The sequence below is a fragment of the Streptomyces sp. ADI95-17 genome (assembly GCF_003846175.1).
GTDB classification, from domain to species: Bacteria; Actinomycetota; Actinomycetes; order Streptomycetales; family Streptomycetaceae; genus Streptomyces; species Streptomyces sanglieri.
In genome coordinates this window covers 511,172-537,502 of sequence record NZ_ML123044.1, presented here as the reverse complement: position 1 = coordinate 537,502, position 26,331 = coordinate 511,172, and the positions used below count along the sequence as shown (strand labels likewise).

The 26,331-nt window shown below is 72.3% G+C and carries 19 protein-coding genes and 1 pseudogene; 8 read left to right on the top strand and 12 right to left on the bottom strand.

The genetic code is table 11. The annotated features are described in order from the left end of the window. Positions 1 to 16: 16 nt before the first annotated feature. Together EES42_RS02260 and EES42_RS02255 are read right to left on the bottom strand one after the other, a co-directional pair. On the bottom strand, positions 17 to 769 hold the full coding sequence (locus EES42_RS02260) for a TetR/AcrR family transcriptional regulator (protein WP_124716399.1): 753 nt from the start codon (positions 767 to 769) through the stop codon (positions 17 to 19). Between the two features lie 39 nt (positions 770 to 808). After that, positions 809 to 1,744, bottom strand: a complete 936-nt coding sequence (locus EES42_RS02255) for an AurF N-oxygenase family protein (RefSeq protein ID WP_124716398.1) — start codon at positions 1,742 to 1,744, stop codon at positions 809 to 811. Positions 1,745 to 1,922: 178 nt separating this feature from the next. On the opposite strand from EES42_RS02255, the gene EES42_RS02250 reads away from it, so the two are divergent. Both EES42_RS02250 and EES42_RS02245 read left to right on the top strand, forming a co-directional pair. After that, positions 1,923 to 3,041 carry a ferritin-like domain-containing protein gene (locus EES42_RS02250; RefSeq protein WP_124716397.1) on the top strand — a complete coding sequence of 373 codons (1,119 nt, stop codon included), beginning with the start codon at positions 1,923 to 1,925 and terminating at the stop codon, positions 3,039 to 3,041. A gap of 83 nt (positions 3,042 to 3,124) precedes the next feature. Then, positions 3,125 to 4,015 carry a hypothetical protein gene (locus EES42_RS02245; protein WP_124716396.1) on the top strand — a complete coding sequence of 297 codons (891 nt, stop codon included), beginning with the start codon at positions 3,125 to 3,127 and terminating at the stop codon, positions 4,013 to 4,015. A 103-nt stretch (positions 4,016 to 4,118) separates the two neighbouring features. Here EES42_RS02245 and EES42_RS02240 read toward each other — a convergent pair whose 3' ends face one another. The 7 genes from EES42_RS02240 to ligD form a co-directional block, all read right to left on the bottom strand. Continuing rightward, positions 4,119 to 5,576 carry a penicillin-binding transpeptidase domain-containing protein gene (locus tag EES42_RS02240; RefSeq protein ID WP_124716395.1) on the bottom strand — a complete coding sequence of 486 codons (1,458 nt, stop codon included), beginning with the start codon at positions 5,574 to 5,576 and terminating at the stop codon, positions 4,119 to 4,121. Continuing rightward, positions 5,573 to 6,952: an FtsW/RodA/SpoVE family cell cycle protein gene (locus tag EES42_RS02235; protein ID WP_124716394.1), complete on the bottom strand. Its 1,380-nt coding sequence runs from the start codon at positions 6,950 to 6,952 to the stop codon at positions 5,573 to 5,575. The genes EES42_RS02240 and EES42_RS02235 overlap by 4 nt, the downstream gene beginning before the upstream one ends. 139 nt (positions 6,953 to 7,091) lie before the next feature. Continuing rightward, entirely contained in the window at positions 7,092 to 8,456 is a 1,365-nt protein-coding gene (locus EES42_RS02230; RefSeq protein ID WP_124716393.1) for a sensor histidine kinase, read from the bottom strand. Then, positions 8,453 to 9,235, bottom strand: a complete 783-nt coding sequence (locus tag EES42_RS02225) for a hypothetical protein (RefSeq protein ID WP_124716392.1) — start codon at positions 9,233 to 9,235, stop codon at positions 8,453 to 8,455. Before EES42_RS02225 ends, EES42_RS02230 begins: the two co-directional genes overlap by 4 nt. A gap of 109 nt (positions 9,236 to 9,344) precedes the next feature. Then, the gene (locus tag EES42_RS02220; RefSeq protein ID WP_124716391.1) at positions 9,345 to 9,668 is read right to left on the bottom strand and encodes a zinc ribbon domain-containing protein; all 324 of its coding nucleotides are present in this window, start codon (positions 9,666 to 9,668) and stop codon (positions 9,345 to 9,347) included. Next, positions 9,665 to 11,848, bottom strand: a complete 2,184-nt coding sequence (locus EES42_RS02215; RefSeq protein WP_124716390.1) for a HEAT repeat domain-containing protein — start codon at positions 11,846 to 11,848, stop codon at positions 9,665 to 9,667. The genes EES42_RS02220 and EES42_RS02215 overlap by 4 nt, the downstream gene beginning before the upstream one ends. Positions 11,849 to 12,084: 236 nt before the next feature. Further along, on the bottom strand, positions 12,085 to 12,981 hold the full coding sequence (ligD, locus tag EES42_RS02210; RefSeq protein WP_124716389.1) for a non-homologous end-joining DNA ligase: 897 nt from the start codon (positions 12,979 to 12,981) through the stop codon (positions 12,085 to 12,087). 61 nt (positions 12,982 to 13,042) lie between these two features. Between ligD and EES42_RS02205 the strand changes: the two genes are divergently transcribed. After that, complete coding sequence (locus tag EES42_RS02205) at positions 13,043 to 14,119, top strand: non-homologous end joining protein Ku (protein ID WP_124716388.1); 1,077 nt, start codon at positions 13,043 to 13,045, stop codon at positions 14,117 to 14,119. Between the two features lie 85 nt (positions 14,120 to 14,204). Here EES42_RS02205 and EES42_RS02200 read toward each other — a convergent pair whose 3' ends face one another. Further along, positions 14,205 to 16,166, bottom strand: a complete 1,962-nt coding sequence (locus EES42_RS02200) for a S53 family peptidase (RefSeq protein WP_124716387.1) — start codon at positions 16,164 to 16,166, stop codon at positions 14,205 to 14,207. 431 nt (positions 16,167 to 16,597) lie between these two features. Here EES42_RS02200 and glyA point away from each other — a divergent pair, with 431 nt between their 5' ends. Together glyA and EES42_RS02190 are read left to right on the top strand one after the other, a co-directional pair. Next, positions 16,598 to 17,881, top strand: coding sequence for a serine hydroxymethyltransferase (gene glyA / locus EES42_RS02195; protein WP_241196205.1), 1,284 nt, complete (start codon positions 16,598 to 16,600; stop codon positions 17,879 to 17,881). Positions 17,882 to 18,031: 150 nt separating this feature from the next. Next, entirely contained in the window at positions 18,032 to 18,223 is a 192-nt protein-coding gene (locus EES42_RS02190; protein ID WP_124716385.1) for a hypothetical protein, read from the top strand. A 36-nt stretch (positions 18,224 to 18,259) separates the two neighbouring features. Here the strand turns inward: EES42_RS02190 and EES42_RS02185 are convergent, their stop codons facing one another. Further along, positions 18,260 to 21,385: an AfsR/SARP family transcriptional regulator gene (locus EES42_RS02185; RefSeq protein ID WP_346775338.1), complete on the bottom strand. Its 3,126-nt coding sequence runs from the start codon at positions 21,383 to 21,385 to the stop codon at positions 18,260 to 18,262. A 396-nt stretch (positions 21,386 to 21,781) separates the two neighbouring features. Between EES42_RS02185 and EES42_RS02180 the strand changes: the two genes are divergently transcribed. Together EES42_RS02180 and EES42_RS45960 are read left to right on the top strand one after the other, a co-directional pair. Further along, positions 21,782 to 23,035, top strand: coding sequence for a hypothetical protein (locus EES42_RS02180; protein ID WP_124716383.1), 1,254 nt, complete (start codon positions 21,782 to 21,784; stop codon positions 23,033 to 23,035). Continuing rightward, positions 23,032 to 23,598, top strand: coding sequence for a transcriptional regulator (locus EES42_RS45960; RefSeq protein WP_241196203.1), 567 nt, complete (start codon positions 23,032 to 23,034; stop codon positions 23,596 to 23,598). The genes EES42_RS02180 and EES42_RS45960 overlap by 4 nt, the downstream gene beginning before the upstream one ends. Here the strand turns inward: EES42_RS45960 and EES42_RS02175 are convergent. After that, positions 23,511 to 25,665: pseudogene (locus tag EES42_RS02175) on the bottom strand (NB-ARC domain-containing protein); the annotation flags it as partial. The gene EES42_RS45960 and the pseudogene EES42_RS02175 overlap by 88 nt on opposite strands. Positions 25,666 to 25,931: 266 nt before the next feature. Between EES42_RS02175 and EES42_RS02170 the strand changes: the two are divergent. After that, positions 25,932 to 26,324 (top strand): hypothetical protein, encoded by a 393-nt coding sequence (locus tag EES42_RS02170; protein WP_206433338.1) that lies wholly within the window; start codon positions 25,932 to 25,934, stop codon positions 26,322 to 26,324. Positions 26,325 to 26,331 lie beyond the last annotated feature (7 nt).

The window sequence follows — 26,331 nt, the reverse complement described above, 5'->3', positions numbered from 1 at the left end:
GTTTCAGTCTGACCGATCAGCTCTCGGGGAGCAGATGGGCCGCCTCGCCGAGCACCGGCACCAGCCGCTCTGCCAGCCGCCCGGCCGGCCCCCCGGCGGTCTCCAGCGGCAGCAGTGCCGCCACCACCGAGGCGGTCTCCCGGTCCGTCGCAGCCGTGGCGGCCAGCAGCACGATCAGCTGGTCCACCAGCCAGTCGCGCAGCTCCGCAGCGTCGGGCTGCTTCCCCTCGTCCAGCCAGATCAGCGACGCCGCCTCGACGGCCGCGATCCAGGTGCGCACCATCATCCGCAGCCTGGGGCCCGGCGCCGTCCCCTCCCTGCCCAGGTGCAGCAGGATCTGCTCGGCCGCCGCCCGCCGCACCTCGTCGACGATCGCCGACGTACGGGAGGTCTCGACGACACAGCCGCCGCGCAGCAGCGCGCTGAAACCGGTGTCGTGCTCGTCGACGAAGGCGAGGTAGCGATCGAGCACCCGCGTCACCCGCTCGGTGGGCGGGCCCACCGGCGGCTCGCCGAAGCACAGGATCAGCTGCTCGGCGGCGGACCTCAGCGCGGCCTCGTACAACTGCTGGCGCCCGCCCGGGAAGTAGCGGTAGACGAGCGGGCGGGACACCCCGGCGACCGTCGCGACCTCGTCGAGCGAGACCTCGTCGGGGGCCCGGTGGGCGAAGAGGGTGAGGGCCGCACCGAGGAGCTGGGCCCGGCGCTCCTCGACGCCGAGCCTTCGGTACGCGCGGGCCGGCGGCGCGGAGGCGGCAGCAGGGGTCATATGCCGAAGCCTAGGCCCTTTCCCTCGTACCGGGCCGGTTCAGGCCAGCAGGCCCGAGCGCTTCCACAGCCTGCGCCCCACCCCGTTCAGCACCCCGATGTCGTCGAAGAAGTCCGTCAGCCGCTTCGCGCCCGACTGCATGACCTCCGCCCGGTGACCGCTCGCCTTCACCTGGGCGACGGCCTCGTGGCGGTCCAGGCCGACGTTCTCGTACACCCGCGGGTTGACGAAGCAGACCGAGAAGACCCGGGCCGCCTCGCCGCAGCTCAGCCGGGTCAGTTCGCGCTCCCAGCGCGGCGCGGTCACCATCTGGCGGCGCAGCTCCTCGCGGGCGTACCGGACGTGCCGCGCCTCCTCGACCACATGGATGCGGGTCACGCCCCGCACCAGCGTCTGGACGCGCTCGTCCGGGAAGGTCAGCCGCTGCATCCAGTCGAGGATCTCCTCGCCGAGCAGGGTCGCGGCGAACGAACCGGGGGTGGTGGAGACGGTCTTCAGCACCCGCGCGAGGTTGTGATAGACGCGCGGCACCGGGTAGTCGGGCGTCCCGCCCCAGGTGATCATGCGGCCGAACATCATCGAGTGCCGGCACTCGTCGGCTATCTCGGTGAGTGCGTAGCGGACGTGATTGCTGGTGACCGGCCGGTCGTAGATGTGCCGGACAAGCAGCTGCATGAGGATGATCTCGAACCAGATGCCCAGCGAGGCCAGCGACGCCGCCTCGTGCCGGGACAGGTCCATCCGCTGTTCCTCGGACATCCTCCGCCACAGCGGAGTGTCGTAGAGCGAGACCAGCTCGGGCGGCCAGAACCACTTGCCGTCCTCGATCGCCGAGTCCCAGTCGAGTTCCTTGTCCGGGTCGAAGGAGTGCTTGGCCGAGGAGTCGAGCAGCCGCTCGGCGATCTGTTCGCGGTCCCGGAGCGGGCCGAGCGCGTCGCGAAGCAGCTGGACGTCGAGTTCGGTCACTGGGGTCATGGCTGGAGGCACCTCACACCTGGGTTACCGTCGGTCACCCCTTATGAGACTCCTCGTCAGTAAGGCCGTCAATCCCTCGCGCACGACTTGTTGACCCGGCGTCTACCAACGTGTGAACCTGCCAACTGACGTGACCGCCAAGGGAATTGCCGAAACATGCCAGGCGAAGGAGCCGTCCGTGTCGACACACGACCTCTACACCACCGCCCCCGACGCACCCTCGTGGCAGGTACCCGCCTCCGGCGCCGCCCGCTTCAGCTGGGACTACGACGACGGCCGCGAACGCCTGCTCGCCCTCTACCAGAAGGGCAAGGACAAGCAGTGGGACGGCAACAAGCGCATCGACTGGTCCCTGGAGGTCGACCCCACCGACCCGCTCGGCACCCCTGACGAAGCCCTGACCCTGTACGGCACCCCGCACTGGGCGAAGATGACCGAGAAGGACCGGGGCGAGCTGCGCAAGCACTACACCTCCTGGCAGTTCAGCCAGTTCCTCCACGGCGAGCAGGGCGCCATGGTCTGCGCGGCCAGGATCGTGGAGTCCGTCCCCGACCTGGACGCCAAGTTCTACTCCGCGACCCAGACCATGGACGAGGCCCGGCACGCGGAGATATACGGCCGGTTCCTGCACGAGAAGGTCGGGATGCTCTACCCGATCAACGACAACCTCCAGGGGCTGCTCGGCGACACCCTGCGCGACTCCCGCTGGGACATGCCCTACCTCGGCATGCAGGTCCTCATCGAGGGGCTGGCACTGGCCGCCTTCGGCATGATCCGCGACACCACCACCAAGCCGTTGCCCAAGCAGATCCTGGCGTACGTCATGCAGGACGAGGCCCGGCACGTCGCGTTCGGGCGGATGGCGCTGCGCGACTACTACCAGCAGCTGAGCGACGCCGAACTGCGCGAGCGTGAAGAGTTCGTCATCGAGGGCTGCTACCTGATGCGGGACCGGCTGAGCGGCGTCGAGGTGCTGGAGAACTTCGGCATCGCCAAGCAGGAGGCCAAGGACCTCTCCGAGCACTCGGAGTTCCTCCAGCTCTTCCGCAAGCTGCTGTTCAGCCGGATAGTGCCGTGCGTCAAGGACATCGGCCTGTGGGGCGAACGGCTCCAGAAGGCCTACGTCGACATGGGCGTCTTCGACCTGGGCGACTCCAATCTGGACCTGCTGATGACCCAGGACGAGGAGATAGCCGAACAACTGGACCGGGACCGCTTCGCGGAGGAGGAGCAGGCCCGGGTCGCCGAGGTCGAGGAGGCGATAGCGCAGGGCGGGCCGGGCGCGTCCGGCGACTGAGGGGCGGAAGCGCTCGCGGGAGCCGTCGGGCCGAACTCACCGGGGTCGAATTCGCGTTCGCATGTGTGACGTACCGTGGTGCCATGAGCATGCCGCCGCAGCCGCCCCAAGGCCCGTACGGACCGCCCCAGCCCCAAGGGCCGTACGGACCGCCCCAGCCCCAGGGACCGTACGGACCTCCGCAGTCGCAGCCCCAGCACGGTCCTTACCCGCAGCAGCCCTCGTACGGACCTCCGCAGCAGCAGGTTCCGCCGCAGGGAGCATGGGGGCAGCCCGGGGTCCCCGGACAGCCCGGATTTCCCGGACAGCCCGGGTGGCCCGGCGCGCAGCCGCCGAAGAAGAAGCGGACCGGACTCGTCGTCGGGATCACCGTCGCCGTACTCGCGGTGGTGGGCGGTCTCGGCTACACCGCTTTCAAGGTGATGGACATCGGGAAGTCGGTCGCCGGCAGCGGGTTCCCGCCGGCGGAGTACCGGCTCACGGCCGAGCAGAAGCTGCTGGACGGTGAGTTCACGCTGGCCAGCGACATGTCACGGGACAAGGGCAAGGAGATCGAGAACACCTACGATCCCAGCATCCGGAACCCGAAGGCGGTCGTCGCGCAGTACACCTCCTCCAAGGGCGGTGCGCTCGTGCTGTCGGGGATGTGGGGACAGCTGAAGAGCCCCGAGTTCGCCCGGCGCAAGATGCTCTCGGGGGCCGCGGAGGCGGACGGCGCGACCCTTGCCGTACCGGCCAGGAAGTTCACCCCCGACGGATACGGCATCACGGTCGAGTGCCAGGTCCTGCAGCAGAAGACGAACGGCACGACGACCAGCTTCCCCATGTGCGCCTGGGGCGACGGGAACACCGGGGCCATGGTCGCCGTGATCACGCCCGAGACCGCGGTGAAGGCTCCCGGCTCCATCGACCTGACGCAGCTGGCGGCGGACACCGCCAAGGTCCGGTCCGAGTCGCGCAAGCCGATCGGCTGACCGGCCCGCGGCGGGCACAGGCACGGGCACAGGCACAGGCACAGGCACGGGCACAGGCACGGGCACGGGCGCCGGGAAGGCTTCCGAGCCCGCCGCGGCACGGTCAGCCGCCCAGCGCCGCCGCCATGACGGAACGCGCGATCGGGGCCGCGCTGCCGCCGCCGCTGATGTCCGCCCGGTTCGCCGCGGCGTCCTCGACGACCACCGCGACCGCGACGGCCGGCTGCGCCGAACCCGGTGCCTGCGCCCAGGAGATGAACCAGGCGTACGGGCGGCCCGAGTTGTCGATGCCGTGCTGGGCGGTGCCGGTCTTGCCGCCGACCGTCACCCCGTCGATCGCGGCGTTGGACCCGGTGCCGTTCTCCACGACGTCCACCATCATGTCCCGCAGCTGCATCGCCGTGCGCGGGTTCATCGCCCGGTGGTAGGTGCGCGAACCCTTCTGGTGGACGGTCGTACCGCCGCGGGTGGTGGTGCGGTCGACCAGGTAGGGGCGCATGAGGTCACCGCCGTTGGCCACGGCGGACGCCACCATCGCCATCTGGAGCGGGGTCGCCGTCGTGTCGAACTGCCCGATCGACGACAGCGCCAGCTGGTCGTCGGTCATCTCGGTGTCGAAATTGCTCTTCGCCACTCCCGAGGGAATCCGCAGCCCGGTGTCGTTGAAGCCGAACTTCTGCACCGCGTCCACCATGCCCTTGAGCCCGACCCGCACCCCGAGGTCCGCCATCACGGTGTTGCAGGAGACCCGGATCGCCTCGGCGAGCGAGGCCTCCTCGCAGCCCCGTGCCTCGTTGGGCAGCGTGGTCGAGGTGCCCGGCAGCACATACGGCGACGGGGTGTCGGTGTCCGCGTCGGGATCGGTGACGACCTCCGCGTCGAGCGCCGCCGCCGCGGTGACGACCTTGAAGGTGGAGCCCGGCGGATAGGTCTGCCGGATCGCCCGGTTGAGCATCGGCAGGCTCTTCGACGCGTTCAGCCGCTCCCAGGCGTCGGTGACGGACGGGCCGGTGCCCGAGAGCCGGCCGGGATCGTACGAGGGGGTCGAGACCAGCGCCAGGATCTTCCCGGTGGACGGTTCGACGGCGGCGACCGCGCCCCGCCGGCCGCCGAGCCCCTCGTACGCGGCCCGCTGCATCGAGTCCTTGACGGTCGTCACGACGTTACCGCCGGGCTGTTGGCTGCGGGTGATCTCGTTCCACAGCGGGAACGGGGCGAGCATCGAATCGGTGCCGGACAGGACGGAGTCCTCGGCGTTCTCGATCAGGGTCGTGCCGTACGTCTGCGAGGCGTAGCCCGTCACCGGCGCGTACAGCGGACCGTTGCGGTAGGTGCGCTCGTACTTGAGCTGTTCGCCGGTGTTCTTCGAACCGGTCACGGACCTGCCGCCGACCAGGATGTTGCCGCGCGGCTGGTCGTAACGGGCGATCGTGAGGCGGCGGTTGGCGGGGTTGTTGTCCAGGCTGTCGGCGTCGAGGACCTGGATCCGGGCGGCGTTCAGCAGCAGCGCGACGAGCAGCACCAGAAGGAGCGCGGCGGCCCGCCGGATGTAGCGGATCACCGCTCGTCCCGCGCGATCGGCGCGATGATCCCGGTCTCCACCTGGCCGGGCTGCGGTCTTCGGGCCTGATCGCTGACCCGGATCAGCAGCGCCACGATGATCCAGTTGGTGACGACGGACGACCCGCCCTGGGCGAGGAACGGCATCGCCATGCCGGTCAGCGGGATCAGCCCCATCACCCCGCCCGCGATCACGAACACCTGGAGCGCCAGGATCGAGGCGAGACCGATCGCGAGCAACCGCCCGAAGGGGTCGCGCAGGGCGAGCCCGGCCCGGTAACCGCGTGCCACCAGCAGCGCGTACAGCAGGAAGACCGCGGTCAGTCCGGTCAGTCCGAGCTCCTCGCCCGCGGTCGCCAGGATGAAGTCGGACTTGGCGGCGAAGCCGATGAGGATGGAGTGGCCGAGGCCGAGTCCGGCGCCCAGCATCCCGCCCGCGGCGAACGCGAACAGCGACTGGGCCAGCTGGCCGGGGCCCTGACCGGCGTCGATGGAGGCGAACGGGTCGAGCCAGTCCTGGACCCGGCTGTGCACATGCGGTTCGAAGGAGCCGACGACGAACGCGCCGACCGCGGCGAGCAGCAGGCCCACCGCGATCCACCCGGTCCGGCCGGTGGCCACGTACAGCATGATCACGAAGAGGCCGAAGAAGAGCAGCGAGGTGCCCAGATCGCGTTCCAGTACCAGCACGCCGACGCTCAGCAGCCAGATCGCCACGATCGGGCCGAGCACCCGGCCGGTGGGGAGCTGGAGCCTCCAGATCCGGCGGCCGGTGTAGGCGAGCGCGTTGCGGTTCGCGGCGAGGTACGCGGCGAAGAACACCGCGAGCAGGATCTTGGCGAACTCGCCCGGCTGGAAGGAGAATCCGCCGACCCGGATCCAGATCTTGGCGCCGTTCACCGCCGGGAAGAAGATCGGCACGATCATCAGGACCAGCGCGGTGGCGACCGAGAGGTACGCGTACCGCTGGAGCACCCGGTGGTCGCGCAGCAGGACCACCACCGCGATGAACAGCGCCACCCCGAGCGTGGACCAGATCAGCTGGGTGGGGGCCGCCTGGTCCTTCGGCGTCTCCAGGTCGAGCCGGTAGATCAGAACCAGGCCCAGTCCGTTGAGCAGTACGGCGATGGGCAGCAGCAGCGGATCGGCGTACGGGGCGCGGAAGCGGACCGCGAGATGGGCGAGGAGGGCGAGCAGCCCGAGGCCCGCGCCGTAGCCGGCCACGTCGGGCGGGACCGCGCCGTTCTTTGCCAGGCCGACGGCGGCGTAGCCGTAGACGGAGATGAGGACGGCCCCGATGAGGAGCAGCAGCTCGACTCCGCGCCGCTTGGGCAGACGTAGATCGGGCGGGGGTGCGTCCGCCGTCGTTGCGGTCATGCCAGGAAACGTAGCAAGAGCCGGTGGCTATTTCCCTTATGTCGTAGCAAGTATGTCCGGCGGTGCGGTGGTGGACGGCCGACCGGTGTGCGGTGGTGGTCGGTGCGTGGTAGCGGTCGGTATGGGCTCCGACGGTCCGTCACTGTTCCTGGCGGGGCGCGGACTTCGTGCCGGTACCGGATTCCGGCGCCCCGTCGTCCGGGCCGGTGTGCTCGGGCAGCGTCACCCGGGCCATCGCCCCGCCGTCCGGTGCGTTGCGGAACTCCAGGCCGGCGCCGATCACCGCGGCCTGCCCGGCGGCGATGGTCAGCCCGAGTCCGTGCCCCTTGCCGCCGGCCTCGGTGCGGAACCGCTGCGGGCCGTCGGCCGGCAGGTAGTCCGGGAAACCCGGGCCGTGATCGCGTACGGTCACCACCGGCCCGTCGACCGTCAGCACCACCGGGGGCCGGCCGTGCTGGTGCGCGTTGGCGATCAGATTGCCCAGCACCCGTTCCAGCCGCCGCCTGTCGGTCACGACGCGTACGTGCGCGGCACTCGCCGAGGGTTCGGCATGGATCGCGGTGCCGGTCCCGGACGCGCGCACCACCCGCTCGACCAGCGGCACCAGTTCGTACACATCGAGATCGACCGCTTCCGTACGGGCGTCCAGCCGGGAGATCTCCAGCAGATCCTCCGTCAGCGCCCGCATCGCCCGGACCCGGTCCCGCACCAGCTCGGACGGCCGCCCCGGCGGCAGCAACTCGGCGGCGGCCGAGAGGCCGGTCAGCGGGGTGCGCAGTTCGTGCGCCACATCGGCGGTGAAACGCTGCTCGGTCTGGAGCTTGCGCTGGAGCGTGGACGCCATCGTGTCCAGCGCCCCGGCGACGATCGCCACCTCGTCCTGCGGGCGCGAGGGGTCCGCCGTGCGCGGGTCACGGACGCGGGCGTCGAGGTCACCGGCGCTGATCCGGCGGGCCACCCGGGCCGTCTGGTGCAGCCGCCGGGTGACCCGGGTGACCGCGAAGACGCCGACCAGCAGGGTGGCGCCGATGGCCAGCAGGGAGGAGACGAGGATCGCCCCGTCGAGGCTGTCGATGGTGCGGGCGCTCTGGGTGTAGTCCACCTGGGTGGCCAGCGCGCGGCCGTCCGCCGGGCCCGCCGCCCACATGGCCGGACGCCCGTCGTGCTCGCCGACGAGCGTGCCGCGCCGGCCCCCGGCGGCCAGGGCGCGCAGGGCGGCCGGCAGTCCGGGCGGATCGATTCCGGAACCCGGCGGCAGCGCCTCGCCGGTCTCGTACGCGGCGGTGACGTCCGTCAGCCGGGACAGGGCCTTCTCGCGGGCCCGGTCGACGGTCTGATGGGTCACCCCGGCATGGACCAGCGCGCCCAGCAGCGCGGCCAGCGCGCAGCACATCACGGTGAGGAAGACGGCCGACTTCCAGGTGAGCGTCGCCGCCCAGGACGGCACCCGGGGGCGGCGCCGCCGCGCTGCCCGCCCACTCGTGCCGGGTCCCGGCCGGCTCACCGGCGCTCCGCGGAGACCCCGGCGGACGGCGCCGCGGTGGGGGAGGCGGGTGCGGCGGTCGGCCGGGCGGGCGGTGCGGTGGCCGAGGGGCGCGGCTGCGGCGTCCGGGACGGCGGGATCCGCTGGATCTCGTCCTGGGTCGGCAGCATCGCCCGCTGCCGGGCGTCCCAGGACCAGGCGGTGCGGTACTCGTACCCGGTGATCGCCGAAGGCACCCGCATGATCAGGTCCCGTCCGGCCAGCTCGACGCTGATCACCGCGTCCGAGGTGGACAGGATCCGGGTCAGCCCGCCCGCCCGGGGCATGTAGACCCGTACGGAGAGCTGGTGGTCGGCCAGCCGGATGCCGAGCACCATCTCGTCCTTGCCGTCGCCCGTCAGATCGCGGAAGTACGGCCGGAGCACGGGACAGGAAGCCGGTTCGGTCCGGCAGGCGTTGATCTTCTTCACGGTGTCGGCGGGGAGGTCGGCCGTGCCGCTGGACCGGTTGGGCCGGGCCGCCAGCCCCGCCCGCACCACCGCCACCGGATCCAGCCGGTGCACATCGCCGTCCGGCACCTCGATGCCGGGGATGCGCGCGGTCTCGCCCTCGCCGTAGTCGTACGGGGCGGCCGAGGCGGGCGGCAGCCAGGGCCAGAGCCTGGCGGGCCCCACGGCGGTGGGGGTCCGTCCGGCGCTCCGCAGCCCGCCGCCGCTGCCGCAGCCGGTCAGCAGCGCCAGGCCGGCGAGGGCCCCGAGGGCCACCGCCGTGCGGCACCGCACCCGGTGACGCGGACGCATGACTCTCCCTTCCGGAGGTCCAGTTCTCATGACCTTATTCGGAAGGGAGTCCGTTATGCCCGTTCAAATGCGAATATGTTTATTTGGTGTATTCCTGCTGAGGTGCCGATCAGCTCTGGTACGGGTTCTGGCCCTGCCCGTTCGGCGCGTAACCCGGCTGCCCCTGCTGCTGTCCGTACGGATTGCCCTGCTGGGAGGCCGCGTGCTGGGCGAGCAGCTGGTCGGCCTGCTCCTTGGGAATCTGCTGCTCACCGCCGCAGAACGTGCACTGGGTCGCGAACTTCGTCGAGAAGGGGAAGAGCGGCACGAAGAACAGCGTGAACTTCGTGACCCTCTTGCGCAGCGTGTGCGCGGCCGGGTTGCCGCACCAGCCGCAGACCAGCGTCAGTATCGCCAATTGGTACAGATAGCCTCGCGTACCGAAAATGATCATGTTGTGGGTCCCTTCCCCGTGTCCCGCAGAAGCGCCTGTCGGCAGAGCGCCAGCAGCTTTTCGTCCTCGTATGTGTCGTGGCTGCCGAACACGCCGTCCATCGCGTTGTGACGGCGTACGGAGGTGAGTTCGGCGCGCAGCACGCGTGCCGCATCCGACCCTGCACCAGCGGCACCCATCCGCGCCAGGCCTTCCGCCACCCGGATGCGCACATGATGATTCTTCTCCCAGTCGGCCAGGAGCACCGGCACGGACTCGTGGGCCCGCCCGGACACGTCCCACAGCGCGACCGCCGCGTCCACCCGCAGCCACTGCTCGTCGTGCCCCAGCAGCGCCCGCAGCCGGGGCGCGACCACCATGGCCCGCACCCCCAGCCCGCCCAGCGCGTTCACCGCCGACCGGAGCTCGTGCACCCGCTCCGCCCGCAGCCCCTCGATCAGCACCGGCAGCACGGCATCGGCGTCCCCCTCGACCGCCCACAGGGCCTTCGCGGTCTCGGTCGCCGAGGTGGCCCCGGGGCTCCGCAGCAGCGCCCGCAGCTCCGGCAGGGCACCGCGCGCCGCCGGCCCGAACGAACCGAGTGCCCGCAGCGCCTCGGTACGCAGCCACTCGCCCCGGAACTCCGGCGCGCCGCGCAGCACCCGCAACACCTCCCCCAGCGCCTCGTCCGCCCGCAGCGCGGCCAGGCCGGTGAGCAGCGGGCCCGCCCGGTCGTGCACCCGCTCGTCCAGCGGGACCTCGCCGAGCCTGCGGCGCAGCAGCTCGGCCAGCGGGGCCGCCGCCGCTCCCAGGAAGCCGATGGCGAAGCCCACGTCGTGCGGCACCTCGGGCCGCTCCAGCGCGGCGGCCAGCGCGGGCACGGCGCGGGCGTCGCCCAGCCGGGCCAGCGCCTTCACCGCACTGCCCAGCGCCGGGGGCCCGCTCGGCCAGTCCCGCACCCAGGCCCCGGGATCCGCCGCCACCCGTGCCGCCAGCGCGTCCGCGGCGGGCGCGGCGAGCCCGAAGAGCTCCTCCAGCACGTGCGAGGCGGCCTCGGCCAGCCGTGGCTCGGGGGTGGCGAGCTGCTCACCGACCAGCCGGACGAGCTCCTCGTACGAGCCCCGCCAGGTCCGGATCAGCCCGCTGCACATCCGCAGCGCGTCGATCCGCTGCCTGTGGTCCGGGCTGCGCAGCTGATCCGTCAGCAGTGCGGTCCGCTCGGCGACCCGGTCGTCCAGCCCGATGTGCAGGGTGCGCAGCAGATCCGCCGTCCAGGGGGCGGTGGGCACCGGGGCCTCCTCGCCGGACAGTGCCCGCAACTGGCCCACCCGGGCCACCGGCGCGACCCGCTCCTCGGCGGGCGGCTCCCCGGCCGCGTCCGGGTACGCGTCGACGGCCGCGACCGCCTCGGCCGAAGCGGCCGCACCGGTCTGGGCGTCGACCGCGGGGGCGGTCCCGGACCTGCGTGCGGGCACCGAGCGCAGCTGCCGCAGCAGCCCCGTCACCACCCGCACGACATCGCCGGGCAGCGCGTCCGGTGCGCACCGGGCCAGCTGGGCCAGCGCGGCCAGCCGCAGCCCCGCCGGGAACCCCTCGCCGGCCAGCCTGCTCAGCCACGCCGCCGCCTGGCCGGCCAGTGCCCGGTGGCGCAGGGCGACCCGCCCCGCGGCCTCCACCAGGGCGAGCCGCACCTCCTCGTCCGGCTCGATCGGCAGACGCTCCCGCAGCAGCGCGAGCACCCTGTCCGGATGTCCGTGCAGCGCGGCGAGCGCCAGGGGCGCGTTGAGCCGTACCCCCGGGTCCTCGTCGGCCATCAGCTCGAAGAAGACCCCGGCGCCCGCGGTGACGGCGGTCGCCGCCATCGCGTAGTTGGCCGCGCCCTCGAACTCGTCCTCGCCGATCTCGTCCTCGTCGTCCTCGTCCAGATCGATACCGCCGATGCTGGTGAGAAGTTCGACGATGCTGCCCCGGTCCTGGATGCCCGGATCCACGACCAGCTCGAAGAGGAAAGGAATGCTGGCCAGCGTGCAGGCGTACACATCACCCTGGTGGTGAACCGCCCCGTACATCCCGTCCAGCGCCGCCTCGCGCTCCGCCGGATCCGCGGACGCGAGACCCCGCAGCATCGCAGGCACATCACCGGCCGGCCCGTAGGCGTGTTCCATCGAGGTCCAGTCGACCTCATCGATCCCTGCGAACACCCCATCGCCTCCCCACGCATTTCAACGAAGCAGTGTCTGCGAGGAGTGTGCACCACCGGTCGGACGATCCGCCCGCCACATGCGGTCTTTTCCTGGCGAGCATGACAAAGGTCCATGACATGCGCTATCGGAGGACCGTCGAGAATCGGCCGCTTCCGATGACGGGGCGAAGAATGGCTCCCGCCCGGGGCCGAGGGAACATGACGGAGCGTCAGGCGGGGGAGGGGGAGGAGCCGCTACCGGGCGGCCGGCAGGCGCCCGGCCCGGTCCGGGTCGGCCAGCGGCCCGAGCAGATCCCCGTACCGCTCCAGCCGCGCACCCATCGCACCCAGCGGAAAGACCAGCTCGCCGGGGGTCCGGCACCGCTCGATCTCCGCCCAGGTGACCGGCGCGGACACCGTCGGTTCGGGCCGGGCGCGCAGCGTGTAGGGGGTGGCGGTGGTCTTCGCCGCCGCGTTCTGGCTGAAGTCGACGAAGACCTTCCCCGGCCGCAGCGCCCGCTTCATCCGGTGCACGACCAGGCCGGGAAGGTCCTGTTCCGCCCGGACGGCCAGCTCCTTCGCGTACGCCGACACCCGTTCGGAGGGGGTCGGCTCCAGCGGTACGAGCAGATGCAGCCCCTTCGACCCGGACGTCTTCCCGTACGCGCACAGCCCGTCCGCCGCCAGCTGCTCGCGCAGCCACAGCGCCACCGCACAGCACTCCACGACCGTCGCGGGCGCGCCCGGGTCCAGGTCGAACACCATCCGGTCGGCGATCCCCGGCGCGCCGGCCCGCCACTGCGGGGTGTGGAACTCCACCACCAGGTTCGCCGCCCACATCAGCGAGGCCAGATCCTCCACGACCACCTGCCTGGCCTGCTTGTCCTCGTGGTGCGGCACCGGAGCGGTCCGTACCCAGGACGGCGTACCGGGCGGCGGATTCTTGGTGAAGAAGCGCTGTCCGTCCGGCCCGTCCGGATAGCGCAGGAAGGACACCGGCCGGTCGCGCAGCTGGGCGAGCAGGGCCCCGGCGACCGTGGCCGCGTAGTAGTGCAGCACCTCGCCCTTGGTGGTCCCGGTGGCCGGATACAGCACCTTGTCGAGATTGCTGAGCGCCAGCCGTCGCCCGGCCACCTCTGTGATCGGCGTCATACGATAAGAATCACACGCTTTGCGGACTTGACGGTATCCACGCGGACACAAGGGGTGAACGGTGAGGTCCATCTGGAACGGCGCCATCTCCTTCGGGCTGGTCAGCATCCCCATCAAGCTGGTCAACGCCACGGAGAACCACTCGATCTCCTTCCGCCAGATCCATCTCGCCGACGGCGGTCGGATCCGCTACCGCAAGGTCTGCGAGATCGACGAGCAGGAGGTCTCCGCCGGCGAGATCGGGAAGGCGTACGAGGAGGCCGACGGCTCGATGATCCCGATCACCGACGAGGACCTCGGCTCGCTCCCGCTGCCCACGGCGAAGACGATCGAGATCGTGGCCTTCGTGCCGGCCGCCTCGATCGACCCGCTCCAGATGGACGCGGCGTACTACCTCTCCGCCAACGGAGTCCCGGCGGCCAAGCCGTACACCCTGCTCCGTGAGGCGCTGAAGCGCAGCCAGAAGGTCGCCCTGGCGAAGTACGCGCTGCGCGGCCGCGAGCGGCTGGGCATGCTCCGGGTGGTCGACGACGTGATCGCCATGCACGGCCTGCTCTGGCCGGACGAGATCCGCAGCCCCGAGGGCGTCGCCCCGGAGACCGAGGTCACGGTCCGGGACGCCGAACTCGACCTGGCCGACGCGCTGATGGACACCCTCGGCGAGGTCGACATGGACTCGCTGCACGACGACTACCGCGAGGCGGTCGAGGAGCTCATCGCCGCGAAGGCGGACGGCCGGACCCTGGAGCCCGCCGCGGCGGACGACTCCGGTGGCAAGGTCATCGACCTGATCGCGGCTCTGGAGAGCAGCGTCCGGGCGGCGAAGGAGGCTCGCGGCGAGGAGCCGGAGGCCGGGGAGGCGGCGGACGCGCCGGTCGCCGAGGTCACCTCCCTCAGCGGCCGCAAGAAGTCCGGCGGCACCGGGGCGAAGAAGAAGGCCACCGCGGCCACCAAGAAGAAGGCCGCCGCGAAGAAGCCCGCGTCCGGCCGGGCGCCCGCCAAGAAGACCGCCGCGCGGTCGACGAAGAAGTCGGCCGGCCGGACCGGCGCCGGGACGGCGGCGAAGAAGACCACCGCGAAGGCGGACCCGAAGCCGGCGGCGAAGAAGGCGGCCCCCCGCAAGCGCGCCTCGGCCTGATCCGCGGGACGCGCCCCCGTGCACACGGCCGACGGCCGCCCCGGAGCCAGTGCTCCGGGACGGCCGTCGGTACCGGACCGGTGGCTCAGTGCCTGCGGAACGGGAAGCGGTACGAGTTCACGTAACCGGCCGCCGGAGTCCCGACCCCCGTCACGTCGTCGTATCCCCTGACCGCCTTCAGCGAGGCGTCCTTGCCCAGGCCCCGCAGCGAGGTCAGCAGGCCGTCCGCCGCGTCCACGCCGTTGGCGTAGTCGACCCGGACCACCGCGAGATCCCGGTTCGGGCCCAGCGGGTGGTCGGTGACGTCGTGGTACGCCTTCGAGCCGTACCGGGCGTAGATCGCCGGGTTGGCGAAGCCGAGCGGCCGCCCGTGCCCGGCCTGCTGGGCGAGCGCCTGGACACCGGCGATGACCGGCGCGGCCAGTGACGTACCGCCGATGCGGTACTCGTCGTAGCCGAGCGAGCCGTCGGGCAGCGTCTGGGTCTGGCCGACCAGGAAGCCGGTGTTCGGGTCCGCGACGGCCGCGATGTCCGGGGCCGTGCGCATCCGCTGCTTCCCGTTCGCCCGCGCGAGCGAGTCGGGGACGACTCCGCGCTGGTAGAACGGCTGCTTCACGGACGAGCTGGTGCCGCCGCCCGCGCCGGAGGTGTACGCGCCCGGGAAGCCGTCCCAGCTCTTCCCGTCCTCGGAGAGGCTCGACTTGAGCGTGCCCCAGCCGGTCTCCCACTGGTACTTGTCGTGCTTGCCGACCGCCAGCGCGGTCCCGCCGACGGAGGTCACCCAGGCGGAGTTGGACGGTACGTCGATCTGCTTCGTACCCGTCGACGCGACGTTGTCGCCGTCGTCGCCGGAGGAGAAGTAGAAGCCGATGCCCTCGATCGCGCCCATCATGAAGACCTGGTCGTACGCGGCTGCGACGTCCGGTGTCTCATTGGCCTCCACATCGCCCCAGGAGTTGGAGACGATGTCGGCGAGCCGGTGGTCGACGACCTTGTTCAGTGAGTCCAGCAGATCGGCGTCGTAGCAGGAGGCGCCACCCACGTACACGATGTCGGCGGCGGGCGCGACCGCGTGCACGGCCTCCACGTCGAGGGTCTCCTCGCCGTACCAGCCGGACGCGCCGCACTCCTCGGTCCTCGTGTAGTCGTCCGGCAGCACCTGCGTGAGCTGCCCGCGACGGTACGGGGCGTCGCCGTTGCGCTTGGCGTACTCGGCGGCGTCCTTCGCGATGGTCGGCGAGGCGTACGCGTCGGTGATCGCGACGGTGACGCCCTTGCCGGTCCAGCGTCCCGCACCGTAGGCGGCGCGCAGCTGCTTGCCGGTGTACCCCTTCACGGCGTACGGCGCCTTGGTCCCGTAGGCGCTGGGCAGCGACGACGCGGTCTTCGAGCCGTAGTACGTGGAGAAGGGGCCGGAGTTGCGGAACACCGCGTCCGGCGGCGGCAGCGCCTCGTCGTGGCTCGACTTGTGCGGCGCGTTGTCCAGGCCGGAGACCGCGAGCACGGCGTCGCTCAGGGCGGCGGGCACGGAGGCGGTGGAGGCCGGGGCGCGGTAGGTGCGGCCGCCCTTGCGGTAGTTGCGCAGCTGGGTGCCGAACGCCTTCTCGGCGGCGGCGACCTCACCGGTGGCCGAGACGTAGTGCCGGTTGCTGCCGGTGACGGTCAGCCCGTTCGAGCTCAGCCACCGGCCGACCTGGTCGATCTGCTGCTGGGTCGCCCCGAACCGGGCCTGTGCCTGATCGGCGCTCAGGAACTTCCGGTACGAGGCGGACTGCGGGTCGGAGACGGCCGCGGCATAGGCGGCCAGCCCCTTCGCGTCCCGACCGGCCAGATGGACCCGGACGCTGACCTTGCCGCTGTCCGACGTGGCTCCCAGGTCCGCCCCGGCGGTCGCCCAGGCGGGCTTGGTGCCCTGCAGCGCGTCCCGCCCGCCCGGCGCGGAGTCGGCGCTGGCGTTCGGTATCCCGAGGGCGAGCGCGCCGGCCAGCAGCGGCAGCGTCGCTGCCATGCTCAGCACGGCGCGACTTCTCGCGCGGCTGGATCTCATACAACCCCCTGCGATGTGGGTCTACGCGTGTGGATTACATGTGCCGGATGTTGTGCACATGTAATGCGCCACTCTGGCGAGGAACACCTCATGTAAGGGGCATGTACTGACCAAGAATCGACCAAGTGAACCAATGCGCAGGGCAGTTCGCCGAGAAATCCACGAAATGCGCCGTTGTGGAACCCTCGTCGGGCGGGCCCGGCCACGGGAGGCCGGCCCGGCGGGGGAGGCGGGAAACCGGGCGGGGCGACCCCGTGCCCGATAAAGTGGCCGGTGCCGCGACTGGCGCGCATCCGGCAACGGGTGCTCCGTGGAATCGACCACGAGGGAGCGGCACACCCCGGGCCCGCCCGGGGCGTCATCGCCGGAGGGCCGTCCGCCTGGGCATCCGGGTCCACGTCGCCACGATGCGACCGACCCGGGAGGATCCCGTGACCGCACCCGTACGCACCCACCCCCGCCACCCCGCCCTGGCCGCCGCCGACCCGCGGCTCGCCGCCCTGGTGGCCGCCGAGGAGCAGCTCCAGGCGGACACCCTGCGCCTGATCCCCAGCGAGAACTACGTCTCCGCCGCCGTGCTCGAAGCGTCCGGCACCGTGCTCCAGAACAAGTACTCCGAGGGCTACCCCGGCAAGCGGTACTACGAGGGCCAGCAGAACATCGACCAGGTGGAGACGCTGGCCGCCGAACGCGCCACGTCCCTCTTCCGCATGGACCACGCCAACGTCCAGCCCTACTCCGGCTCGCCCGCCAACCTCGCCGTCTACCTGGCGTTCCTGAAGCCCGGCGACACCGTCCTCGGCATGTCACTGCCGATGGGCGGTCACCTCACCCACGGCTGGGGCGTCTCCGCGACCGGCACCTGGTTCCGGGGCGTGCAGTACGGCGTACGCCGCGACACCGGCCGGGTGGACCTGGACGAGGTGCGCGACCTGGCCCGCGCGGAGCGCCCCCGGCTGATCTTCTGCGGCGGTACGGCCGTGCCCAGGACCGTCGACTTCGCGGGCTTCGCCGAGATCGCCCGCGAGGTCGACGCGGTGCTGGTCGCCGACGTCGCCCATATCGCCGGCCTGATCGCGGGCGGCGCGCACCCCTCGCCCGCCCCGTACGCCGACGTCGTCTCCACCACCACCCACAAGACCCTGCGCGGCCCGCGCGGCGCGATGCTGCTGAGCCGGGCCGAACACGCCCGCGCCATCGACCGCGCCGTCTTCCCCGGCCTCCAGGGCGGCCCGCACAACCAGACCACGGCGGCGATCGCCGTCGCGCTCAGGGAGGCCGCGGGCCCGGACTTCCGCGCCTACGCCCACCAGGTGGTCACCAACGCCCGCACGCTGGGCGAGGAGTTGGCCTCCCGGGGCTTCGACCTGGTCTCCGGCGGCACGGACAACCACCTCCTGCTGATCGACCTGACCTCCCGCGGCGTCCCCGGCAAGACCGCGGCGAAGGCCCTGGACCGGGCCGGAATCGTCGTCAACCACAACACCGTCCCCTACGACCCCCGCAAGCCCTTCGACCCCTCCGGCATCCGCATCGGCACCCCGGCGCTGACCTCCCGGGGTGTCCCGGCCTCGGAGATGGCCGCGGTCGCGGAGTGGATCACCCGGGCCGTCGAGGCCGCCCGCACCGGGGACGAGCCGGCGATCGAGAAGGTGCGCGCGGAGGTGAAGGAGCTGATTGACGGGTATCCGGCGCCGGGGCTGCCGGTGGGGTGACGGGGCGCGCGAGCGTTGCCGTCACCTGTTGAACGCCCGCGTAAATATGTTGGTACGCATTGTCATGATCCCGGTAATGTCTCGCGCCGAGTCCCCCGCAAATCGGCTGGGGATCTTTCAAGTCGTGTATCCAACAAGGATGTTGTAGCCATGAACCAGAACCGGTTCCGTGCCCTCGCGGTCGCTGTCGCCGCTGCCGCCGTCTTCGCTCCGGGTGTCTGCGGACTCGCCCATGCGCAGGGCGAAGCGGTGTCCGGTCTCCGGTCCGTGGTCGAGCAGCCGACGACCGGGGGCCCGGTCGTCGTGATGGCGCGCGCGGAGACGAAGCAGTGGATGTGGTAGACGCCTGACCGAGGTCCGGCTCCCGGGCGAAGCAGCTCAGGAGCCGGTCACCTCGGGGCGTTCCAGGAGCCGCCGGCGCAGGTCGTCCGCCTCCTCCCATGCCTCCAGCCTCCGGTACAGCGCCACCGCCCGGGTGCCGTGGCGCCGGGCCTGGCCCCAGCGGCGGGTGTCCAGTGCCGTGTGCGCCAGGCCCGAAAGGGCCTGCGCCGAGCCGAGCAGGGAGCCGGTCCTCCGGGCCGCCGTCAGAGCCTGCTCGTACGTCTGCGACGCGGTGGCGAACTGCCCCGACGCCCGGTGGGCGTCGGCCGCGCCGAGCAGGGCCCGCATGTACTCGTAACCGCTGTCGATCCGGCGGGCCACGTCCCCGGCCGTCCGGAAATGGGCGAGCGCCTCGCCGGTGCGTCCGGTCTCCGCGTACATCGTCCCCAGATTGATCAGTGTGTTGACCTCGCCCAGCGCGTCGCCGTGCGCGCGATGGCTCTCCAGGGAGCGCCGGAAGCAGGCCAGGGCCCGCGCGGTCTGCCCGGTCGCCTGGTAGACCGCCCCCATGTTGGTGTCCAGGATGTCCAGTTCCTGCCGGCCGCCGTGCCGTTGCGCCAGCACCAGTGAGCGTTCGTAGTGGGCGAGGGCCTCCTCGTACTGCCCCTGGCTCTGATGGAATTCGCCCAGGTTGTTCTGGGCGTGGATCCGGCCGAGCAGGTTTCCGGTCTCCTCGTAGATGCCGAGAATCGCCCGTGCCCTGCCCAGCGCCTCCCCGTGACGGCCCGCCTGGAAGAACGCCGCGCCCTGGACGTTCAGCGCGCCCGCCTCCCCCTCGCGGTCCCCGACCTGCCGGTACCCGGTCAGGGCCTCGTCGAGGACGCGCAGCGACGCCCCTCCGCGCCCCGCCGCCAGATGGGCCCGGCCCGCCTGGAAGAGGGCGTCCGCGCAGCCGTGCGGATGGCCGAGACCGCGGAAGAGCTCCAGCGCCTCGCCCGCGCAGTTCAACGCCTCGTCGGGAGCGGTCTGCGCCAGTACGTCGGCGGCCTCGATCAGCGTCTGCGCGAGGGCGTACGGGGTACCGAGGGCGCGCAGGGCGTGAACGGCCGCTCCGTAGAGCTCGTTCGTGACCGCCCAGGTGCCCCAGTGCTTCAACACCGGCGCCAGCACGTGCGGGAAGAGAGCCGCGTACGCGGGCGCCTCGTCGGCGGCCGTACGGGCGGCCGCGAGGAGGTTGGCCCGCTCCCGGGCCAGCCACGCCGAGGCGTCGTCGGCGTCGCGGAAGTCGGTGGCGTACGCCGAGGTGCACTCGGGCCCCGCGGGCAGTCTCCGGCGGTGCGGATGGGTGTGCAGGTCGGCGTGGTGCGCCGTGGTGAGGTAGTGGCCGAACAGCCGGCCGGCCGCCCGGGCCCGGGACTCCTCCGGCTCCGCCCGGTCGAACATGCGCAGCGCGAAGGCCCTGGTGAGATCGTGCAGCCGGTACCGGCCCGGGGTGGGCTCCTCAAGGAGGTGGAAGTCGTGGAGTTCGTCCAGGCCGCGGCGGATCCGGGCGTCGTCCGGGTCCGCTCCGACCAGAGCGGTGGCTGCGGTCACCGTGATGTCCGGGCCGGGGTGGAGCGCCAGGTGGCGCAGCAACGTCTGTGTCGGGTCCGCCAGTTCGGTGTACGAGAAGCGGAACGCGGAGACGAGCTCGCCGTCGTCGAACTCGTCCAGCGGGTCGGCCGCCTCGGCCAGCCGGTCCAGCAGATGGCGCAGGGTCCAGGACTCCCGGTGCCGGAAGCGGCTGGCGAACCAGTGGAGGAGAAGGGGGTGGCAGCCGGCGGCCCGGATCACGAGCGCGAGCGCCTCGGGGGCGCCGGAGACCCGGGCGGCGCCCGCGATCCGGGTGAAGAGAGCGGCGGCCTCCTCGTCGGACAGCCCCTCCACCAGGAGCGAGGAGGTGCCGTCGAGCCCGGCGAGCCGGCTCCGGCTGGTCACGATCGCCCGGCAGGTCGCGGCGCCGGGCAGCAGCGGACGCACCTGGGCCGCGTCCCGCGCGTTGTCCAGCACCACGAGCACACGGTGACGGGCCGTCCACTCGCGCCACCGCGCCGCCCGCTCGTCCAGTGAGTCCGGCAGATCACCGCCGGCCCCGGCGGCGTGCAACAGCACCGCGAGAGCCTCGGCGGGGTCGTACGGCGCCTGCCCGTCGAACCCGTGCAGATCGACGTAGAGCCGGCCTCCCGGGTAGGCGTCGTGGAGCCGGTGGGCGGCGTGCACCGCGAGCGTGGTCTTGCCGATGCCGGGCATGCCGTGGACGACGGTGAGCGGCAGCGCGTACGCGGCGGAGTCGGCCGGCTGCCCGGAATCGCGTGCGGCGCGGCCGTCCGCCTGTGCCGATTCGCCCAACAGCACCCGGAGTTCGGCGGCACGGCCGGTGAAGTCGCGGCTGTCGCGCGGCAGATTGCTGCGCGGCCCCGGGTCCGCCTGCCGGTCTGCGCTCACCGCCGTCTCCAGGAGTGTACGGTCCTGTCCGAGGATGCGCCGGTGAAGTTCCTGCAGCTCCGGACCGGGCTCGATGCCGAGCCCGTCGCGCAGCCGGCTCCGCGTGGTGCGGAAGACGGCTAGCGCCTCGTCGTGCCGCCCGGACCGGTACAGCGCCGTCATCAGTGCGGCGATCACCTGCTGGGCCAGCGGATTCTCCGACGCCAGTCCGTGCAGCTCACCGACGAGATCGGCGTGCCGCCCCAACTCCAGCTCCAGACCGATGCGTTCTTCCCGCACCCGGCGCAGGTCCTCCACCAGCCGGCCCCGTACCGAGGCGGCCCAGTCGCTCGTGGACTCGGGCAACGGATCCCCGCGCCATCTGTCCTCGGCCGTGCGCAGCAGACCGATCGCCAGCTCCCGCTTGCCCTGCCCGGCTGCCGCGCGGGCGTCCTTGCGCAGCTGCTGGAAGTGCGAGACATCGACGTCGGTACGGTCGTCGATGCGGAGCTGGTACTGACGTGGCGACGGGCGCTCCACCTGGATGAGATCGCCGACCGAGTCGCGCAGCAGCCCGCGCAGCCTCGACACATAGCTCTGCATGGTGCCCACGGCCGACTCGGGCTGATCATCGCCCCAGACCCGGTCGATCAACGCGTCCATGGAGACCGGCTCACCGAGCGAATGCACCAGAACCGCCAGTACACAGCGCGTTTTCACCGATCCGAGCCTGCACTGCTGTTCTTGATGCCATAGTTCAAGAGGTCCCAGAGCAAGAAGTTCCACATCGCCCCCGCTGGGTGCGCTGCTTCCTGCCGCCGACGGCAGCGCCCGCACGAGTGTGCTGGACCTTCCACTGTCACCCCGGGCGCGGGGAGCAGGCAGGGGCGCACGGGCGCGTACTGGGCGCACCCTCCACCCGCCGTTCCGGCCGCCCGGGAGAGATCCCCCGGAACCGCCCGGAAGCGGCCCCGAACCGCCCGCACCCGGAGTGCAGGATTCCTGCAAGCGGCCCGTCAAGCGCGTCGGGCATGAGTTCGGCGTGCGCCGCGAAACGACGCGGCCGTCTCGGACGGGGCCACCGGTCCGAGGGCGAGGAATCGGGGGAACGATTCTATGAGTCTCACAATGGCCGAAACGCATCGGCCGCATGTGCCGATGCGTCTGGACGTGGACCGCTGGGCCACCCGGCAGATCCGCCGGAGGGTGCTGGCCGTCGTGCATACGGTGACCGCCGGACAGCGGCTGCTGGACGCGGTACGGCTGCTGGAGGGCGACGCCCGGGTGCAGGTCTTCTTCACACCGGCGCCCGACGTGTTCAGCCACGGGGTGGACTCCTTCCTGGAGGAGCTGGGCGGGCTGGTCCTGCCGTGGCACCAGGCGGTCCAGCTGCCCTTCGACCTGGCGCTGTCCGCGGCCCACGGCGGGCTGAACGACCTGCACGCCCCGGTGATCGTGCTGCCGCACGGCGCCGGGCACAACAAGCTGGTCCCGGCAGGGCAGCGCGGACGCCCGGTCGCGGAGCGCGGGGTGTACGGGCTGAACCGGCAGTGGCTCGTCCAGGACGGCAGGCTGGTGCCCGAGTCGATCGTGCTGGCACACCACGAGGAGCTGACCCGGCTCGGCCGCGAGTGCCCCGAGGCGCTGCCCGCGGCGGAGGTGGTGGGCGACCCCTGCTTCGACCGCATCGCCGCGAGCCTGCCGCTGCGGGCGCTCTACCGCGAGGCACTGCACACCAGGGCCCGGCAGCGGCTGGTGCTCGCCTGCTCCACCTGGGGGCCGCGCTCCCTGTTCGGGCAGAGCCCGGAAGTTCTGGAACGGCTGGTCACCGAACTGCCCAGGGACGACCACCGGATCGCGCTCCTGCTCCACCCCAACATCTGGAACGCCCACGGGGAATGGCAGATCCGCAGCTGGCTGGCGCCCCTGGGCAGGATGGGTCTCACCGTGATCAGCCAGCACGCGGACTGGGTCGGCGCCCTCGTCGCCGCCGACTACGTCGTCGGTGACCACGGATCCGTCTCGCTCTACGGATCGATGACCGGCGTCCCCGTCCTGATGGCGGGCGCACCGGAGGCGGACGTGGACCCCGGGTCACCGGTGGCCGAACTGGCCTCTCTCGTCCCCAGGCTGCACGGCGACCGCCCGCTCGGCCGCCAGCTCGCCCGCTCCTCCGCGCTCTACCGGCGGCAGCGGTACGAGCGGATCGCGGACCGGATCACCTCCGAACCCGGCCGGTTCGCCACCAGGATGCGCGCGCTGATCTACCGCAAGCTGCGACTGCGCGCCCCCGCGGTGCGACCCGCCGCAGAGCACGCACCGCTGCCGTTCGGCGTGCGGTACGACGAGCGGGGCGGGGCAGCGCGATGACCGCGCTCACCGTGGTGCTGTACGAGGACCCCCGGGCCCGGGGACCGGTCCGCCGCACCGAGGTCACCCTGCTGCACCCGGACACCGGCGCCCCGGTCGTGGACGAACACGTACGCGTCCGGCTGCCCGCCCCGTCCCCGCTGCCGCTGCTCGCCGATGTGCTGGTGGCCCGGGGAGACGGGCCCCGGTCCGCGACGGCGCTGGCCGCCCGTCACCCCGGGGCCCTGGTGGTGGCCGTACACCGCGGCCCCCGGTGCTGGCTGCTCCTCGGCGGAGCGGGCCGCCCGGTGGTACTGGACGGGCGCCGGCGGGGTACGCGGTGGGCGGTCTGGGCCTCGGTCGCCCATGCCTGGCTGGTGGCCGGGCTGCCCGTCGCGGAGTTCGGCGCGACGGCGGTACGGGTCATCGGGAACACGCGCACTCAGCCGGCGGCGTCGCCGTTGTCCGCGGTGCCGTTCTCCCCGGCCTCCGGTCCCAGTGCCCCCAGCCTGTCCCGTACCTCCTGCGCGTCGGCCGAGTCGGGCCCGCCGACGGCGGAGTACAGGACCAGCGCCTCCCGGTAGCACCGCCGCGCGAGTCCGGGCTGCCCGCGCCCTTCGGAGACCAGCGCCAGGCCTCCCAGCGCGCGGGCCGTCTCGTAGCCGGCGGACATGGGCCGGAGCGTGTCCAGCGCCGCCCGCAGACCGGCCTCGGCCCGGTCGAGCCGTCCCAGGCCGAGGTACGCCCGGCCGGCCAGCGCGTCGGCGCGGGCGGTGTTGTACGTGTCACCGGCCTCCCGCAGCACGTCGCGGGCGGCCTCGGCTTCACGGGCGGCCTCCTCGTACAGCCCGCGCGACAGCGCGACATCCGCGAGGTTGAACCGCGCCAGCGCACCGGCCCGTCGGTCGCCGCAGTCCGGCAGTTCGGCGGCCGCCCGGCCGAAGAACCCGGCGGCCCGGTCCGGCTCGCCGAGCCGCTGATGGGCCAGACCGCGGTAGTTGAGCGTCCGGGCGTGCCCGAGCGCGTCCCCGGTGCGCAGGAAGGAAGCGGCGGCCCGCTCGAACATGCCCAGCGCCTGTTCCGGGCAGTCCATGTCGAGTTCGCCCAGGCCGCCCGAGGTGAGCATCCGGCACACCGCCGCCTCGTCGCCGCACTCCTCGGCCGCGAGCAGCCCTTCCCGGTGCGCCTCGCGCCACTCCTCGTAGAACTTGCGCCGCAGGAACAGCGGCCACATGGCGTCGGCCAACTGCCAGCCCAGCGCCGGGATTCCGGCCGCACGGGCGATCCGGAGCACCGCCATGAGGTTGGGCAGTTCGTGTTCGAGCCAGTCCAGCGCGGCGTCCGCCGCACCCGCGCCGTCACCCGCGCCGCCGTCACCGAACTCCACCACCACGACCGGGCCGGGGCCGAAGTCCCGGGCCATGGTGCGGTGCTGCGGGTCGATGAGCTCCTCCGCACGGGTGGCGTTGGCCAGGTAGTGGTAGCCGATACGGCGCAGCGCCGCGGCCCGCTCCTCGGGGGACTCGTCCCGGTCCGCCTGTGCCAGCGCGTGCAGCCGTACCAGGTCGTGGAAGCGGTAGCGCTCGGCCCCCGCCGCCTGACCGGCGTCGATGAGCAGGCTCGCGTCGTACAGCACATCGAGCGCGTCGGCGGCGTCCGAGCCCAGCACCGCATCGGCCACCGGCCCACCGAACTCCCGCCCGGGATGCAGCCCCAGCAGCCGGTAGAGATGGGCGGCCCCGGCCGGCAGCCCCTGGTAGGAGAGGTCCAGCGCCGCCCGCACATCGTGGTCGCCGTCGATCGCCAACGCCTCCAGCCGGTCGTGTTCCTCGGTCAGTGCCCGGACCATCGTGGTGATGCCGTGCCGGGGGCGCGCCGCCAGCCGGGCCCCGGCGATTCGCACCGCGAGCGGCAGCCCCGCACACAGATCGACCAGCGCCCGCGCCTCCTCGGGCTGCGCGGCCACCCGGCCGTCCGCCAGGGTCGAATCCAGCAGCTCCACCGCCGCTTCCCGGCCGAGCGGCTCCAGATGGATGACATGGCCCCCGTCGACGCTCAGCCCCGGCAGCCGCCGCCGGCTGGTCACCGCGGTCACGCACTGCCCCGCCGGTAACAGCGGCCGGACCTGCGCCGCGGTCGCCGCGTCGTCCAGCATGACCACGAGCCGCCGGTCCGCGGTCAACGACCGGTACAGCGCGACCCGTTCGGCCAGGACCGGGGGCACCTGAGGGGTCGGCACACCCAGGGCCCGCAGGAACCGCCCGACCACCTCACCCGGGTCGACCGGGCCGCCGGGCGCCTGGGCCCCCAGATCCGCGTACAACTGGCCACCGGGAAAGTGCGGGCGGATGGTGTGCAGCCAGGCCAGCGCGACCGCCGTCTTGCCGACACCCCCCCAGCCCGCTGACCGCGGCGAGCGTCGGATGCCCCTCCCGGGTGGCCCGGGCGCGGTGCCCCTCCAGCGTCTTCACCTCAGCCGAACGGCCGGTGATCCGGATCGAGGGCGGGAGCTGCCAGGGCGGCTTCGGCCCGCGGGCCTCCGGGGCGGCCTCCGTATGGAAGTGAATACCGCCGTACACCTTCCCCGACTGGATCGCGGGGCCGTGCACCGTACCGCTCAAGTCGTTGTCACTGCGCTCGTGCCCCAGCACCGGTCCCCCTCCGGACGGTCACCCGGCAATCTCCTGGAGAACATCCTTTCCGCACAGGTGAGCGAAAAATCCGGCTCGCCGGGGGTCGGACCCTCCCGCATGTCCTGATATTGCCCAGGGTGCCGCTTCACCGATGTGCCAGAGGCATATTCCGGACATTGCGCGACGCCCCCGGACTCGCGGCGAACCGCCCCGTCCGGCCCGGACCGCCGACGGGAAGCGCCGATTGATCACCGCCCGCACCGCTGCGCGCCTATGCTCGCCGGATGGAGCAGAGCGAAGTGGTGAAGCGGGTGGTGGGCATCCTCACGGAGGCGGGCGAGATCCGTCGGCTGCTCGAAGAGAACGTCGACCGCGACGACCTGGAGACCGATCCCAGCGTGGTGACCGTGCTCCTCAACGAGACGATGCCCCGGATCTCCGTCCCCGAGGACGCCTCGATCGAGGAGGTCGCGACGCTCGTCGGCCGGGAGGTCGGCGGTGCGGTGGAGCAGCTGGTCGGCGCGTTCACCCTGGCCTTCGCGATGCTGGCCCAGGTGCACGACTCCGGGCAGACGGACGTGACCTCCGCCGATGTGCTCCAGGACCTGGCGCTCCGGGCCGAACAGATCGGCTCCTCCGGCCCGGACGACACGGGACCGGAGGAAGCGGGCGCGTAGGGCCGCG